Below are 14,606 nucleotides of genomic sequence, written 5' to 3' on the forward strand. Positions count from 1 at the left end.
CCATTGTGCCTTGAAAGGCCTGCCCAGAAAATCGGGCGCGAAATGGAAGCCGACAATCTGCTGACGTCCATCCGAGAGGTTTCTCGTAAGTTTGATTACGCCGGACAGTACATTCGAGTAGGCTCCGTCGTCGGCCAATTCTGTCCCCCCCGGGATTTCATGCCTTGATGAAGCCTTGGCCAGGTTGATTAGTTGCCCAGTCTCAAGTGCGCCGCATAATCCACCTTGTCGCGCTTCGCAGGACCCACAGATCGTGGGAATGTCAGCTTGTTGAGCACCCTGTTTGATGGCCATTGTGACGCCTATGATCAATAGGACGCCCATTTGCTCCGACTGTGGCCTGCACCGCCTTGATCGAGATCAAGGCTTTGTCGGTGCTTGTTCCTGGGCCGGTGGCACCAGCGCTGCAAAGAAGAACAGTATGGGCTCTGTCGCCAATCATCAGCCGCCGCAGCGTTGTTCCAGCCGGCTCAGGCTGTCTACGATTATGTGTCGATGGTTCTCGATGCGGATTACCCCATCGGCTCGCAGCCTGGTCAACTGGCGACTTACCGTCTCGATCGTCAGCCCAAGGAAGTCAGCAATATCGGTGCGTGATAGGGGCAGATCGTAACTTGTCGGCCCAGCCGCGACATCAACGGCCGGATCGATATTCCTGGTGATCATCAGAAGAAAGCTCGCGACCTTCTCCGAGGCTGTCTTGCGCCCCAGCGCCACCATCCAGCTGCGCGCATCGTCAAGCTCGTTCAGCTTCTGCTCAAGCAGGCGATGCTCCAGCTCCTGCGAGTCTTTCATCATCCGCTCGATGACGGTCTTTGGAAATGAGCACAGCGACACCTCTGTCGCAGCTTCGGCATTGATAGCACTTTCCGCCTTGAACGGACGCCCCAAGAAATCCGGCGCGAACTGGAGTCCGACAATTTGCTGCCTTCCGTCCGGAAGGCTTTTTGTCAACTTAACCACCCCGGAAAGCACGTTTGAATAGCGTTCAACAGCTTCGGCATCGCCAACCAACTCACCGCCCGGGGGAACGGCACGCCTCGACGAGGTCTTGGCCAACTTGATCAATTGATCGGGCTCGAGCGCGCCGCACACCCCCCGGTGGCGCGCTTCGCAGGATCGGCAAAGAACGGGGATGCCGGCACTGTGGACATCCTGTCTGATCGTCATTGCATCGCTCGAGCCCAGAGAGAGAAATAGAATACCATACCGCATCTCGTTGCTGTTGCGTCAGTTTGTCCGTGGCGCCAAATGCCTTGATTGAAATCAAGGCTCGCCACACTTGCGCGGGCTACCTTGGCCCCATGCCAGCGAAAGCAATCAAAGACGCACGCCCCGTTTTGACGACCAATCCGGCAGAGAACGTGCCTCGTTACACGAGTTACCCAACGGCGCCGCACTTTCATCCGGGCGTTGACGCGGTAGTGGTTCGTGGATGGATGGACGCGCTCGAAGGCGATGACGAGATATCATTATATCTGCATATTCCGTATTGCGACCGGCTTTGCTGGTTCTGCGCCTGCCATACCAAGCAGACACGTCACTATGCTCCTGTGGCCACTTTTCTGCACTCCCTACATAGGGAGATCGAAACTGTCGGCAGGCTTGTGAGCGGTCGGGGCAAGGTCCGCGCCGTCCATTTCGGGGGCGGCTCCCCGACGATGCTGAAGCCCGACGACATCCTGGCGCTCGGTAGAGCGTTGCGGGACGGGTTCGACTTTCTCGATGATGCCAGTCTTAGCGTCGAGATCGACCCAAACGATATGGACGAAGGGCGGCTGGATGCCTTCGCTGCGATCGGCATGACGAGAGCGAGCCTTGGCGTCCAGGACTTCGATCCCAAAGTGCAGAGGGCTATCAATCGCGAGCAGAGTTTTGCCCTCACGAGAAGCATTGTCGGCGCGGTCCGCGCGCGGGGCGTTGCATCCGTCAATCTGGACCTGCTCTATGGGCTGCCGCATCAGACTTGCGAGAGTGTTGCAACGACCGTCGCCCAGGCGCTGACGCTGGCGCCAGACAGGCTGGCTCTATTCGGCTACGCGCATGTGCCATGGTTCAAGAAGCACCAGACGATGATCGATGAAGCCTGGCTGCCCGATTCCGCCGCACGTCTGGCGCAGTCGCAGCTTACTGCACGACTGATTGTCGAGGCCGGGTACGAGGCCTTGGGATTGGATCATTTCGCAAAACCGGAGGACACGCTGGCCATCGCCGCCCGCGCCGGCAAGATCCGTCGCAATTTTCAGGGCTATACCGAAGACCAATGCGAAACGCTTATCGGTCTTGGCCCCTCCTCGATCAGCCGATACCGGCAAGGCTACGCCCAGAACATCGTTGCGACCGGCGAGTACGAAAAGGCCGCCAATTCCGGACAGGTGGCGACAGCGCGAGGGATTGAATTCAGTGTCGATGATCAGGCGAGAGGCTGGGTCATCGAACGCCTGATGTGCCAATTCGCTTTCTCGGCGACAGACCTTGTCGAACGTTTTGGAAACGTCGGCCAACGGCTACTTTGTGAAGCGAGTCGACTGGCCATTGCCAGCGCAGGACAGGTTCTCCGGCTCGAAGGCGAGAGTTTCGTCGTACCGGAGGAAAGCCGTCCGCTTGTCCGGACGGTGGCGGCGAAATTTGACAAATACCTGAAGAATGGAATCGGCCGGCATTCGGCGGCGGTGTGAACCGACGGCTCCAAGCCACAAGTCAAAAGTGCTCGCCAATCCTGAATGGACCGACGCGCGTGCCGGCGGCAATCAGATAAGCAGTCGACCAGCCGATCAGCAGAAACCCGTTGACGCCTTCCAGCGCCGCCAGGATTCGCCAGCCATGGGCGGGCACCACGTCCCCATAGCCGACGGTCGAAAAAGTGATGGTCGAAAAATAAAGCGCCGTCTCGAAGTCGCTCAAGATTCCGAGCAGCCGGTAGATACCAGCCCATAACCAGACTTCTGCCGTCATGACGACAAAAAGCCCCATCACCACGCTGATCATGGCGACGATCCGGCTGCGGCGGCCGTGCATGCGGAAGAGCGCCACAAGATGTGTCATCACGTGAGTGATCGCGATAAGACCGAAAGTGTGGATCAGGACCGTCAGGCTTATGACGATCGTGCCGACGCAAAGATTAAGGATCATGCGAGGAACCTACTGGCCCCGATCGCTTGGAGTCCTTGCGCAAAATCAAGCGCCGCACCGGTCTGGCAGAATCACAGCGCCCGGCGCTTGCCAAGCCGACCTATTCGCTACCACCGGCCGCCGCTGGAGCAAGGCGAAAGAACATCGCAAGCTTCAGACTTGTCGCTATCCGTTCCGCTCGGTCGACAAACACCGCCGCCGTTTCAGGTGCGAAGAGTTCAGCGGCCGTCTCGCCGAACAAATCCTGCCAGATACCGAAATCGGCTTCGGTGACGTCCTGGAGTTTGAGGTGCGCCGGCACCGGGCGGCCGTGATAGTCACCGCTCTTGAGGATGACCGAACACCAGAAGTCGGTCATCTTCTCCAGGTGCGGATCCCAAGCGCCGGTGATCTCGCGCGCGAAGATCGGCCCGAGCCGCTCGTCGCTCCTGACCTTGGCATAGAATTGGCGGACAAGTCTTCCTATTGACGCCCGATCGATGCCGGCGTGGTCCAAAGGTTGTTCTGCGACGGGGCGCACCCTGTCAGTCAATACTGGTTTCACTGTCATCATGCACTTTCGTTTACGGTGCTGTCAGGACAATCCTAGGTGCCGAAGGGCGGCCTGCACGGCACCGGACCGGTCGCGGACAAGCCGGAAACCCAGATTGTCAGGCGGCGTGCCGACCGCGCAACCGCCACTTTTGCCATCGCGGATGAAGTTCGACATGTAAGTGCGATGGAATCCCTCGACAACGTGCACTCCGCAATTGTCGATCGAGCTCGCAATCCCTAAGCCGTCGCTGGCGATAGTTGCGTGGACGTAGCACGTCGAGGTCCATTCCCAGATATTGCCAGCAACGTCCGCCAATCCCTTTGAGTTGGTGCCGAAAGCTCCCTGTACCCTTGGTTCAGGGTCGGGCTTCCGTCCGAGCGAACTCTCGGTGCGGTATTGGGCAAGCCAGCGACGGGCCGGGTCATTGGGGTCGTTTTCTTTACTCTCGATATCGCTCCGGAATCGTTCACCGGCGGCATAGGCCCACTCGGCATCCGTCGGCAGCCGCCATGCATCTCCAGTGCGGTTTGAAATCCAGGTCGCATAGGCTTCCGCATCAATATGGCTTACACCGGTGACTGCAACGTTGCCAATCTTGCGCGGGTCGGCTGGCTTGCAGGCGCCGTCCGCTACGCAGCGTGCATATTCGACGACGCTTACCTGATATTTCATGATCTCCAGCGGCGCATCGATCCATACTTGCACGATGGGCGCCGCGACGGGGTGGTTCTCCTTGAGGAATTCCCCCGGCTCAGCGTGATCGAACACGCCTGGTCTGAGAATCACCATTTCGCTGACGGTTGCCGGTTGAGGGAACCCCATAGATCTGGTGTCGAGCGCATGGGTTATGCCCACGCCGATCAAGGCAGCAGCTGCAATCGTTCCGAAGGCAAAGACTGGGTCGAGGGACATCGCATCAAGTCCGGCTGTGGGTGCAACCCCTTGGCTCCGCCGTGGGGTTGCACCGAGGTTCCGATCTCCCGACTACGAAGCGATGACCCTGGGCGCCTCGATCTGCATCATCAGATCGTCGTCCCAGCTGCCGTCGACCGTGAAGTGCGCGGTCGCGCCAAGCTCCACCGCCTCAATGAGATTGTGGTTCACATAGGCATAGATGCCCGGCTGCAGGAACGTGTAGAGCGCCGCCCCAGCGGACCCGCCACGGATGAACCAGGTTTCCATGTCCTTTGCCGGCGGGTTTGCAAACTTGCCCCCTTCCCAGACGAAGTCGCCATGGCCGCCGATAAGGTGCGGGCGGGTGTCGCGATTGGCCTGCGAGTGCACGATCAGGACAGTCTCGCCGACTTTGGCCTTCATGGCGTTGTCGCCGGTCAGCGATCCTGCCTTGCCGTTGAACACGACATGGGTCGGGATCAACCCGCGCATCACCTTCACGGTGTCGTCATAGTTGTCGCCGGCCGACTCGTACTTCTTGAATGTTCCCTGCTCGTCGCGGGGGATGTAGAAGTCGTTCTCGCCGATATAGTAGATGCGGTCATAGCGGACGGTCTTGCCCTTGTCGTCCTTCAGGCCGTCACGCGGCAGCACCATCACGGCTCCGCTCATCCCCGACACGACATGCCACGGAATCATCGCGCCGCCCGGCGCGCAGTGATAGACGAAGGTTCCCGTTCGCGTTGCCTTGAAGCGCAGCGTGACCTGCTCGCCGGGGTTGATCAGCGTCAGCGCACCGCCGCCTAGCGCGCCGGTCGCCGCATGGAAGTCGATGTTGTGGGCGAGACTGTTGGTGTCCGGGTTGATCAGTGTGAGCTCGAGATAGTCACCCTCATGCACGACCATGAGCGGGCCAGGGATGGAACCATTGTAGGTCATGGCGTTGAGCTGCGTGCCATCGGCATCGATGACCATCGGCTTCTCTTCGACATTCATGGTGAATTCGACGACCTTGGGGCCCCCCTTGGCCACCTGGTCGTGAGCATGCACGAAGGGCGGCGCGACGAGGATCACTTTCTCGCGCGGCAACCCGGCTACATCCTTCGGCTTGGCGGCTGCCATGGCCGGCGTTGCGCCAACGGCGGCAACGGCGGCTGCGGTGAGAACAGAACCCAATAGAGCTTCACGTCTCGTAAGCATCGTCATCTCCTTCGATTGCAACGGTTGAATGCCGTGAGGATAATTGATTTGCAGGTCGCGTCTTTGCGTTTACGCAAATCTCAAAAGAGAAGCCGGGTTGCTCTTGGAAACAGAGCGAGATCACGCGCTCCCAGGAAAATCACGAATGTGACGGAAATGGCCGGACAGACCCCTCCCTGGTCTGCCCGGCCAGTGCCTCCAGCCCGCCATTGCCGGAGGCAGTCCAAGAGATGTCAAATCAGTTCGAAGCAGCCTTGGTCGCTTCGGCGAAGAGTTCGGCAAAGACGGGCTTTGCCTTGCCAACCTGCTTGACGGCTTGCGCCGCATCGAGGTTGACCGGCTTGCCGACGACGATCAGTGCAACCATGCCCATGCCGTAGTGCGGGGCACACTTGACGCCATAGACGCCCTCCTTGGTAAGCGTCACGGTTACTTCTTCGCTTGGCTTGCTCTTGAAAGGCTCGGCGCCGTCCGGGATCATGTCCTTGATGCTCTCGGCGTTGTGGGATTTGTCGGTCGGCACGAACTTGACCGTGTCGCCGGGCGCCGCGCGGACAAAGGCAGGCTGGAAGACCATGGAGCCTTTCTCTCCTTTGTTCAGCATCTGTACGACGTGTTCCGCGGCATTGACCGGGGCAACGACAGACAGCAGGGCGATCGCTGCGGCAATCAGAGGCAGTTTCATTTGGAAGTCCTTTCTTGAAGTTCATCACGGCATCGACCGTCGTTGATGCTTGTAAGCTGCCGCGCGGCCCCGCGATTTGAGCTGGCGCAAATTGGATGATGAAAAATGACTGGCGGAATCGAGCGCCAGCCGGTCGGCTTTTTTCAGCGAGCGTCCTTGCCACGCGCATGCAGACGCGGCTGCATTAGAATGCCGCCAAACTGGACTGCATAGCCGACGAAGGCGGCCACCCAGAGCACAGCTGAGACATGAAGGAAGATTGAGTAGGAAGGCGCCATGGAAGCCGCCACGCGCAAGATGGCAGCTATGACGATGGCACCGAAAACCGCGCATGTCGCGCTATTTGCTCTCAATTCTCGGCCAGTGTGGCCGAAGGTGGCGCGCGTCATGACGGCAAGCGTCATACAGGCGATCGCGCCCACCGCCAAGGCGTGAATTCCCGCCGCCATTGGGATGGTCTCCGGGGCGAAGGCGGACAGCCCGGTAAGCAGAAGTCCAACCGGTACAAAGACGAATGCGATGTGCAGGATCACAAGCAGGGGGTCGGACAGCGTCCGGGTGCCCGCCCAGCGGGCGAGTCGGACAGCATTGAAGATTGCGCCTGCGATCAGCAGAACGCCGGTACCCTTTGCTTCGGGATAGACGGTCCACGCCGCAAGCCCCGCCGCGGAAAGCGCGATCGTCCCGACATCGTATCTGCCAAAGGGTGTCGGGAGCCGTCCCGGCTTTTCGCGAACCAGCCAATTGCGGGTGAAGCTCGGTATGATGCGGCCGCCGATAACCATGACGAGAATGACGACCGCTCCCAGGCCGAGGCGGCGGCTCGTATCGGATATCCCGACGAAATGGGCTTCGACATGAAACAGGACATTTGCCACCAGAAGGGTCGCGACCGGCAACAGCACCTTGAGGTTCCGCCAGTTTCGACCGGCGATGATTTCCGCCGCTGCTGCAACCACTACGGCAACAAGAAATGAGCAATCTATTACTGCGCTCAGGAGCCAGCCGGTTTCCTGCGAGAAGAACACGGCGACCCGGCCCGCGATCCAGATCGATACCAGCAGGGCCAAGCGGAAATCCTGAACCGGCAGTCGTCCCGTCCAGTTCGGGATTGCGGTAAGCAGGAACCCGGTAATGACTGCCGTCAGATAGCCAAAGAGCAGTTCGTGGATATGCCAATCCACAGGCACAAACAGGCTAAGCGTTGCAAGCTTGCCGTAGTAGAGAGGCAACCACATAAGAATGGCGAGGCCGGCCTGCAGCGAGCCGAGTAGAAAGAAGGGCCGGAAGCCATAGGAAAGAATTGCAGGATAAGCGCTTGGCTGTGTCCGCGGAATTGCCATGATATGCCTCGCCGGGCAGGGATGCCCTCATTGTTCTTCTATCCTATGTCTGACGGGTGCAATTTGCCCCAGCGCAAACAATGCCAGGATCGCAGACGACGGCGAACAGATGGCATCACTTGTCGATGGGCGGTCGTCCGTGACACAGTCTGGAATCGGATTGTTGAAGCCGGGGAGGAATGGCAGTTGGCAAGCCTCGATCGATCGCTGATTGCCGGGTTGTTGGTCTTCGAGGGCATGACTACCGCGGATCTCGATCGAATAGTCGGGCAGGCGAAGTCGATGCGGATCGCTCGGGACCAGCCGGTTTTCGAGCAGGAGCAGGAAGCACATTCCTTTTTCCTACTGCTGGACGGCCACGTGCGCGTGGTGAAATCGACGCCCGACGGTCATGAGGTGACGGTGCGCTACATAAGTCCAGGAGAACTGATGGGCATCGCTTATGCGCTTGGCCGCACCACCTATCCAGCGAACGCAATCGCCGCCGTCGATTGCGTGGTTCTGGCCTGGCCAAGCCATCTCTGGCCGACATTCGCTGCCAGTTTCCCGAGCTTCAGCGCCAACACCTACAAGGCTGTCGGCACTAGGCTCCAAGATGCCCATGCGCGTGTCATCGAGATGGCCACCGAGCAGGTGGACCAGCGCGTCGCCCATGCGCTGCTCAAGCTGGTCAAGCAGACTGGCAAGAAGACCGTAGAAGGAATTCTCATCGACTTCCCCATCTCACGACAGGACATTGCCGAGATGACGGGCACGACACTCCATACGGTGAGCCGGCTGCTGTCGGCATGGGAAGACCAGGGATTGGTCAAAAGCGGGCGTCAAAAGGTGACCGTAGTCGAACCTCACCGGCTCCTTCTGATCGCGGAAGGCCGTGCCGAGAAAAGCTAGTCGGGGTCGGAATTCTCTATCGCCGCCTGCAAATCACTATTGAGTTGTTCCTCGTCCAGATCGTGCTCCCGTGCTGCGTCGGAAACGGTGTGGAACGAAGCAATCGGGCAGCCGACGCAAAGCATGCCGTGCTGTAGCAGGACCCGGACGGCGGCGGGCGACCCGTGCATGATTTCGTCCATCGTCGCATCGTCGTTGATCTTGCTTTTCATGCCGCTTGCTCGCGTCTTGGAAGCGGGCATCTTGCATCCTCTTTCCGGGAGGCTCGTTGCGCTGAGACAAAGAGCAAGCAGCTTGCTGCACCCCCTCGCGTCTGAACTACGCAGATCGTCGACCGCGTCAGAAACGGCTTGGCCGTCCCAATGGTTACGAAGCGGTTCGCCAAAATTCATTCAGGAAGCAGATCCGGCCACTCAGCGATTTTTTTTCCTCCACGCAATGGCAGCTTCGCGCCTGATATCGGCCGATGCGGTAAGGTTTGGCGTTTCCCAAAAGAGGTCATTGCTACCGGCCTTGGGGAGGCCAATTGTGATCAATTCAGATCGCTGGGCCGCGCCGCTGAAGCGATCGATCCTGAAATCATCGAGCGGCGTTTCGTTACGACCGGTCGTAATGAGTTCGGCCATGGCATCGCCGACGGCCGGACCGAGTTGGGCCGTGTGCGCAGAAGCCGAAGGCGTGGAACAGTCCCGGCGTCGTCGACGCTCGCATTCGCGGTAGGACTAGCATACGCTCGCTGCCGAAGCTTCGACCTATGGGGCAGGCAGGACACAGGCATGGAGCGACGCCTCACCGCAATTCTTGCTGCCGACGTCGTCGGCTACAGCCGCCTCATGGGAGCCGACGAGGTTGGCACGCTTGCACAGCTGAAGAGGCTTCGCGCTGAAGTGATCGAGCCCAAGATCACAGCATCGCACGGACGCATCGTCGGTTCCGCTGGCGACAGCCTTCTTGTCGGATTCGCCAGCGCAGTCCACGCGGTGCAGTGTGCGGTCGAAGCCCAGGAGAGTTTGGCCGCTCTCAATGCAAGTTTGCCCGAAGACAAGCGCATGACTTTCCGCATGGGCGTGAATTTGGGCGACGTGATTGCACAGGACGATACGATCTACGGTGATGGCGTGAACATCGCCGCGCGGCTCGAGAAGCTTGCGGAACCTGGCGGCGTCTGCATCGCGAGCAACGTCTACGAGCAGGTCAAAGGCAAACTGGACTATGCCTACACCGACCTCGGCAGCCATCAGGTCCACAACATCGTGGAGGCGGTGCGCGCCTATCGGGTCAGTCGAGCAAAACCCACTTCGGCATTCTCGACAAGGGATACGCTGACGCTTCCCGAAAAACCTTCCATCGCGGTCTTGCCATTCGACAACATGAGTGGCGACCCCGAGCAGGGCTACTTCGCTGACGGCATGATTGAGGAGATCATCACCGCGCTGTCCCGGACGCGCTGGCTGTTCGTCATCGCGCGCAACTCGAGCTTTACCTACAAGGGACGGGCAGTGGACATCAAGCAGGTCGGACGCGAGCTTGGTGTGCGCTACGTGCTTGAAGGGAGCGTGCGCAAGGCGGCGAGCAGGATTCGCATCACCGGGCAGCTTATCGACGCGACAACGGGAGCACATCTATGGGCCGACCGTTTCGACGGCGGGCTGGAGGACGTTTTTGACCTGCAGGAGGAAGTGACCCGCAGTGTCGTTGGAGCGATCGCTCCGAAGCTGGAACAGGCAGAGATCGAGCGGGCCAAGCGCAAGCCGACCGAGCACCTTGACGCTTACGACTACTATCTGCGCGGGATAGCAAGCCTCCACCAGTTGACCAGGGAATCCACCGCAGACGCCCTTCAGTTGTTTTACAAAGCCATCGAACTCGACCCTGAATTTGCCTCGGCATACGGCATGGCCGCCTGGTGTGCCGTCATGCGCAAGGCCAACGGCTGGATGACGGATCGCAAGCAGGAAACCGCCGAAACCGAGCGCCTGGCTCTGAAGGCCGTAGATTTGGGCAGGGATGACGCGATCGCTCTTTCCCGCGGCGGGACCGCGCTCGCCTACGTCGTGGGCGACAATAATAGCGGGGCAGCGTTCATTGATCGCGCGCTTGCGCTCAATCCGAACCTGGCTACCGCGTGGCTATTCAGCGGCTGGGTCAGAGCCGACCTCGGCGATACGGAAACCTCACTCCGGCACCTGGCGACCGCGATACGCATGAGCCCAGTCGACCCGCTCATGTTCGACATGCAGAATGCGGTTGCAGTGGCTCATCTCTTTGCTGGTCGATTTGAGGAGGCATCATCTTGGGCTGAAAGGTCGTTGCGGGAAAAGCCGGACTTTTTGGGGTCGTTGCGCTTTGCGGCTGCAAGCTATGCTCACGCGGGCCGAACCGAGGATGCGCAAAAAGTGGTGAGCCGAATGCTCGCCCTCGATTCCGGCCAACGAATTTCCAATCTCGCCGACGTCGTTTCAACTAGCCGTCCGGCCGATATGGCTCTGCTTGCAGAAGGTTTGCGAAAGGCGGGGCTGCCGGAATAGCGCTGTCAGGCTGGCGCATCGATCGCGAGTTGGTGGTTATGACGTGGGCAGCCTGGTGGCACGATGTCGCTGCCAGATAGCAACCACATCCGTCATGTCGGCGGCCCTCGCGACCAATGGGGTTGGGGTTTCGATTAGCCCAGGCGGCGCAGGCGATCGCTCATTGGCTGGAAGTCACGTGTGCCTGCCAGGGGTCCCCGGATAATTGAGATTCGGGGGCTCCGGCGGAGAATGGGTCTCCGCCGGAGCACGCAACATCACTTCATCAGGTCGGTCCAGATACGGGTATAGAGTTCGTCGACCTCGGCGGGGCAGACTTCCTGCCAGCCGCCGGCGGCAATGTACTCCGCCGGAATGTTCAACTCGGGCGCGGCCTTGATGTCGTCGCGCATGAATTGGGTCGAGCCCTTGATGCCGTTGGCATAGGTCGCGAAGTTCGAAATCAGGGCCGCGTTTTCAGGCGCCATGATGAAGTTCAGGAACTTCTTGGCATTGTCCGGATGCGGCGCGTCGGCGAGAATTGCTACGCTGTCCATGAACAGCGAATAGCCTTCCTTGGGGAAGCCGAGCTTTATGTCGGCATTGACCTGCCGCGCCCGGAATGCGGCGCCATTGTAGTAGAGCTGGGCCAGCGTATCGCGGCTGTCCATCTTTTCGATGCCGTAATCCATCGAGACCCAGGACTTCTTGGCTTCAAGCAGCTTGTCTCGAACCTTCTTCAGCAGCGCCTTGTCTCCGGTGCACCAAGTGCCGCCCATGTACCGGATGGCGGCATAGAGAACATCGTTCTTCTCGGGCACGACATTGATCTTGCCCTTCAGTTCCTGCGGCGGATCGAGCCAGATTGCGCTGGTGTTGATGTCACCCTTGTAGACGGAAGTGGCAACGACCGGCCCAGTCATACCCCACTGCCACGGCACAGAGTAATGACGGCCCGGATCCCAGCTGACATTCACCCAGCGTTCGTCGACATTCTTGAAATTCGGCATCTGGTCGGGCCGCGATTCAAGGAGGAGCCCCTCTTTGATCCAGATCGGCACGAAATTGGCCGACGGAACCACCATGTCGAAACCCGAGCCGCCCGCCCTGACCTTGGACAGCGCGGTATCGTTGGAGTCGTAGTCCGTCACCGTGACCTTGATGCCGGTTTCCTTCTTGAATTTTTCCAGGAGTTCCGGGCTGGTGTAGTTGCCCCAGTTGTAGAGGCTCAATTCTTCCTCCGCGAGGGCCGCTGAACTTGCTGCCGCGAGCAGCATCGCCGATGTCAGCGCCGTCAATATGGATCGCATGCTTGTCACTCCTCTGTAAGGTTGCTTATTTTTTGCGGTTGATCAGATGCACGGCCGTCACCAGAAGGATCGAGGGCACCAGAAGCATGGTGGCGGCAGCATTGACTTCGGGGGTCATGTCTCGACGGATCTGACCCAGCATGTAGGTCGGCAGGGTTTCCTGTCCGCCGGACTTCACCAGATCGGTGATGACGACATCATCGAGCGAAATGACGAAGGCCAGCATGAAACCCGCTACGATGCCGGGCGCCAGCCTCGGAAGCGTCACATGCAGGAACGCCTTCCACGGATCCGCATAGAGATCGGCTGCCGCGGTTTCGAGGGTCAGATCCATGCCTTCCAGCCGAGCGCGGATCGGCAGATACGCAAACGGGATGCAGAAGGCCGTGTGCGCCAGGACCAGATAGCCGGTGCCCGAGTAGCCGGTTGCCGACTTGACTGCGGCGAACACGATCAGAAGCGAGATGGCCGTTACGATTTCAGGAACGATCAGAGGCTGGTTGATCAGGGCGTAGGAGACCAACTGCCCGCGATAGGCGTCGGTTCGGGTCATGGCAATGGCAGCCATCGTGGCCATGACGGTCGCCAGGACGCCGGCCACGGTGGCAAGAAACAAAGAGAAGAGGGCTGCGTTAATGATCAGGTCGTTGTGCCAGGCCTTGACGAACCAATCGAACGAGAAGCCGCCCCAGACGCCGAGCGAGGAGGTCGCGTTGAAGGCGAACACGACGAGGATGAGGATCGGCAAATAGAGAGCGACGATCGCCAATCGCGCAATGATGCTGAAGCCTGGCTGCGCCTTCAAATCGAATGCGTGCTGACTAGCCGCCATGCGCATTCTCCTTACCCGAACTTCCGCGGATGTAGATGATGAGCGCCACTGTCACGATCACCAGGAGGCAGATGGACAGTGCTGCCCCGAGGGGCCAGTTTCGACCCTGACCGAACTGCAGTTCGATCAGGTTGCCCATCATCATGTTCTTTCCCCCGCCCAGGACGCGCGGCGTCACATAGGCGCCGATTGCGGGGATGAAGACGAGGATCGATCCGGCGATCAGGCCCGGCTTGCAGGAGGGGATGACGATATGCCAAAGCACCTTTGAGCGCGTCGCATAAAGATCGTACCCTGCCTCAACAAGGTTGAAATCCATCCGCTCGAGGCTCGCATAGATCGGCAGCACCATGAGCGGCAGGTAGACGTAGACGAGCCCCAGGAGAACCGCCCCGTCCGTGAAAAGCATCTGCATGGGCTTGTCGATCAACCCGGCCCAGATGAGGATGTTGTTGACCGGCCCCTGATTGGACAGGAGGCCCATGATCGCGAAGGTGCGGATCAGAAGATTGGTCCAAAAGGGGATCGTGATCAGCAGCATCCATTGGGACCGGACCTGCTCGGGCCGGGTGGCGATGTAATAGGCGGTCGGGAAGCCGATGAGCAGCGTGGCCAGCGTCGCTACCAGTGCCAGTTTGATGGAACGCCAGAAGATGATGAGATTGGCGTCGGCCAGTACGAGCGTGTCGTCAAAGGGATCCCGCTCCACAAAGACATTCGTCCAGCCGTCGAGGCTGAAGTGACCGAGCGCGACCCCGCCGAAGGCACCCTTTGCCATCACCGAATAGACAAGCATCACTGCAAGCGGCCCGACAGAGGCGATCACGATGGTCGCTAGCGCCGGCGCCTTGAGCAACCAGCGGCGCCGGCCTTCGGCGGTTCGGCGTGTGGCCGCCATCTCAGCGATGCTGGACATGGTCGCCTCCGAGCAGCCGGGCGCTATGGCTATGGATTCGCAGCCATACCTGTGTGCCGGACGTCCTGATTTTCTCTTGTTCCGGGCTGTTGGTCAGGCGGGCCGTGAAAGTCGAACCGTCGATCAGGCGCAATTGAAGGCGGGTGTCCGTCCCAACGAAAACCTCGTCCTCGACGACTGCAGGAATGCAGTCCGATGACGGGGAGTCGAGGACGTCGACATGTTCCGGGCGGATCAGGACCTGAACCGTCCCGTCGCCGGAAGTTCCGGCTTTGCCGTAGGCGGTAGCGACAGCGCCAGCAATTCTGACCTGGTGAGCATCCGCAGCCGCCTGCCCGACAAGCCGGCCGCTCAGAATGTT

Annotated in this window: 17 protein-coding genes; 3 read left to right on the forward strand and 14 right to left on the reverse strand. The window is 59.8% G+C overall.

Features of this window, described 5'->3' with window-relative positions; translation table 11 throughout:
- Both EN738_RS35945 and EN738_RS17490 read right to left on the reverse strand, forming a co-directional pair.
- The coding region (locus tag EN738_RS35945) for a cyclic nucleotide-binding domain-containing protein (RefSeq protein WP_210214078.1) at nucleotides 1-294 on the reverse strand (294 nt) is incomplete at its 3' end.
- A gap of 147 nt (nucleotides 295-441) precedes the next feature.
- The gene (locus EN738_RS17490; RefSeq protein WP_127284770.1) at nucleotides 442-1,170 is read right to left on the reverse strand and encodes a Crp/Fnr family transcriptional regulator; all 729 of its coding nucleotides are present in this window, start codon (nucleotides 1,168-1,170) and stop codon (nucleotides 442-444) included.
- A gap of 134 nt (nucleotides 1,171-1,304) precedes the next feature.
- Between EN738_RS17490 and hemN the strand changes: the two genes are divergently transcribed.
- Nucleotides 1,305-2,678: an oxygen-independent coproporphyrinogen III oxidase gene (gene hemN / locus EN738_RS17495; protein WP_127284782.1), complete on the forward strand. Its 1,374-nt coding sequence runs from the start codon at nucleotides 1,305-1,307 to the stop codon at nucleotides 2,676-2,678.
- A gap of 22 nt (nucleotides 2,679-2,700) precedes the next feature.
- Here hemN and EN738_RS17500 read toward each other — a convergent pair whose 3' ends face one another.
- The 6 genes from EN738_RS17500 to EN738_RS17525 form a co-directional block, all read right to left on the reverse strand.
- A complete protein-coding gene (locus tag EN738_RS17500) occupies nucleotides 2,701-3,132 on the reverse strand; it encodes a potassium channel family protein (protein ID WP_127284771.1) in 432 nt (143 codons plus the stop codon).
- Between the two features lie 100 nt (nucleotides 3,133-3,232).
- The gene (locus EN738_RS17505) at nucleotides 3,233-3,682 is read right to left on the reverse strand and encodes a group III truncated hemoglobin (RefSeq protein WP_127284783.1); all 450 of its coding nucleotides are present in this window, start codon (nucleotides 3,680-3,682) and stop codon (nucleotides 3,233-3,235) included.
- A gap of 24 nt (nucleotides 3,683-3,706) precedes the next feature.
- Nucleotides 3,707-4,579, reverse strand: a complete 873-nt coding sequence (locus EN738_RS17510) for a formylglycine-generating enzyme family protein (protein ID WP_127284772.1) — start codon at nucleotides 4,577-4,579, stop codon at nucleotides 3,707-3,709.
- Nucleotides 4,580-4,651: 72 nt separating this feature from the next.
- A complete protein-coding gene (gene nirK / locus EN738_RS17515) occupies nucleotides 4,652-5,761 on the reverse strand; it encodes a copper-containing nitrite reductase (RefSeq protein WP_127284773.1) in 1,110 nt (369 codons plus the stop codon).
- Between the two features lie 238 nt (nucleotides 5,762-5,999).
- The gene (locus EN738_RS17520; RefSeq protein WP_127284774.1) at nucleotides 6,000-6,446 is read right to left on the reverse strand and encodes a pseudoazurin; all 447 of its coding nucleotides are present in this window, start codon (nucleotides 6,444-6,446) and stop codon (nucleotides 6,000-6,002) included.
- Nucleotides 6,447-6,589: 143 nt separating this feature from the next.
- On the reverse strand, nucleotides 6,590-7,789 hold the full coding sequence (locus EN738_RS17525) for an NnrS family protein (RefSeq protein ID WP_127284775.1): 1,200 nt from the start codon (nucleotides 7,787-7,789) through the stop codon (nucleotides 6,590-6,592).
- Nucleotides 7,790-7,975: 186 nt separating this feature from the next.
- Between EN738_RS17525 and EN738_RS17530 the strand changes: the two genes are divergently transcribed.
- Complete coding sequence (locus EN738_RS17530) at nucleotides 7,976-8,680, forward strand: Crp/Fnr family transcriptional regulator (protein WP_127284776.1); 705 nt, start codon at nucleotides 7,976-7,978, stop codon at nucleotides 8,678-8,680.
- Here the strand turns inward: EN738_RS17530 and EN738_RS17535 are convergent.
- A complete protein-coding gene (locus EN738_RS17535; protein WP_127284777.1) occupies nucleotides 8,677-8,892 on the reverse strand; it encodes a DUF1858 domain-containing protein in 216 nt (71 codons plus the stop codon). The two genes, EN738_RS17530 and EN738_RS17535, sit on opposite strands and share 4 nt — an antisense overlap.
- Before the next feature lie 201 nt (nucleotides 8,893-9,093).
- Complete coding sequence (locus tag EN738_RS36925; protein ID WP_348629095.1) at nucleotides 9,094-9,306, reverse strand: hypothetical protein; 213 nt, start codon at nucleotides 9,304-9,306, stop codon at nucleotides 9,094-9,096.
- 150 nt (nucleotides 9,307-9,456) lie between these two features.
- Here EN738_RS36925 and EN738_RS17545 point away from each other — a divergent pair, with 150 nt between their 5' ends.
- Nucleotides 9,457-11,208, forward strand: a complete 1,752-nt coding sequence (locus EN738_RS17545) for an adenylate/guanylate cyclase domain-containing protein (protein WP_127284778.1) — start codon at nucleotides 9,457-9,459, stop codon at nucleotides 11,206-11,208.
- A 257-nt stretch (nucleotides 11,209-11,465) separates the two neighbouring features.
- Here the strand turns inward: EN738_RS17545 and EN738_RS17550 are convergent, their stop codons facing one another.
- From EN738_RS17550 to EN738_RS17565, 4 genes are all read right to left on the reverse strand, one after another.
- Complete coding sequence (locus tag EN738_RS17550) at nucleotides 11,466-12,497, reverse strand: extracellular solute-binding protein (RefSeq protein WP_127284779.1); 1,032 nt, start codon at nucleotides 12,495-12,497, stop codon at nucleotides 11,466-11,468.
- A 25-nt stretch (nucleotides 12,498-12,522) separates the two neighbouring features.
- Entirely contained in the window at nucleotides 12,523-13,329 is an 807-nt protein-coding gene (locus EN738_RS17555) for an ABC transporter permease (RefSeq protein ID WP_127284784.1), read from the reverse strand.
- On the reverse strand, nucleotides 13,319-14,245 hold the full coding sequence (locus EN738_RS17560) for an ABC transporter permease (protein WP_127284780.1): 927 nt from the start codon (nucleotides 14,243-14,245) through the stop codon (nucleotides 13,319-13,321). The genes EN738_RS17555 and EN738_RS17560 overlap by 11 nt, the downstream gene beginning before the upstream one ends.
- The coding region (locus EN738_RS17565) for a TOBE domain-containing protein (RefSeq protein ID WP_127284781.1) at nucleotides 14,229-14,606 on the reverse strand (378 nt) is incomplete at its 5' end. The genes EN738_RS17560 and EN738_RS17565, both read right to left, overlap by 17 nt.

It is taken from the genome of Mesorhizobium sp. M4B.F.Ca.ET.017.02.2.1 (assembly GCF_003998955.1).
Taxonomy (GTDB): Bacteria; Pseudomonadota; Alphaproteobacteria; order Rhizobiales; family Rhizobiaceae; genus Mesorhizobium; species Mesorhizobium abyssinicae.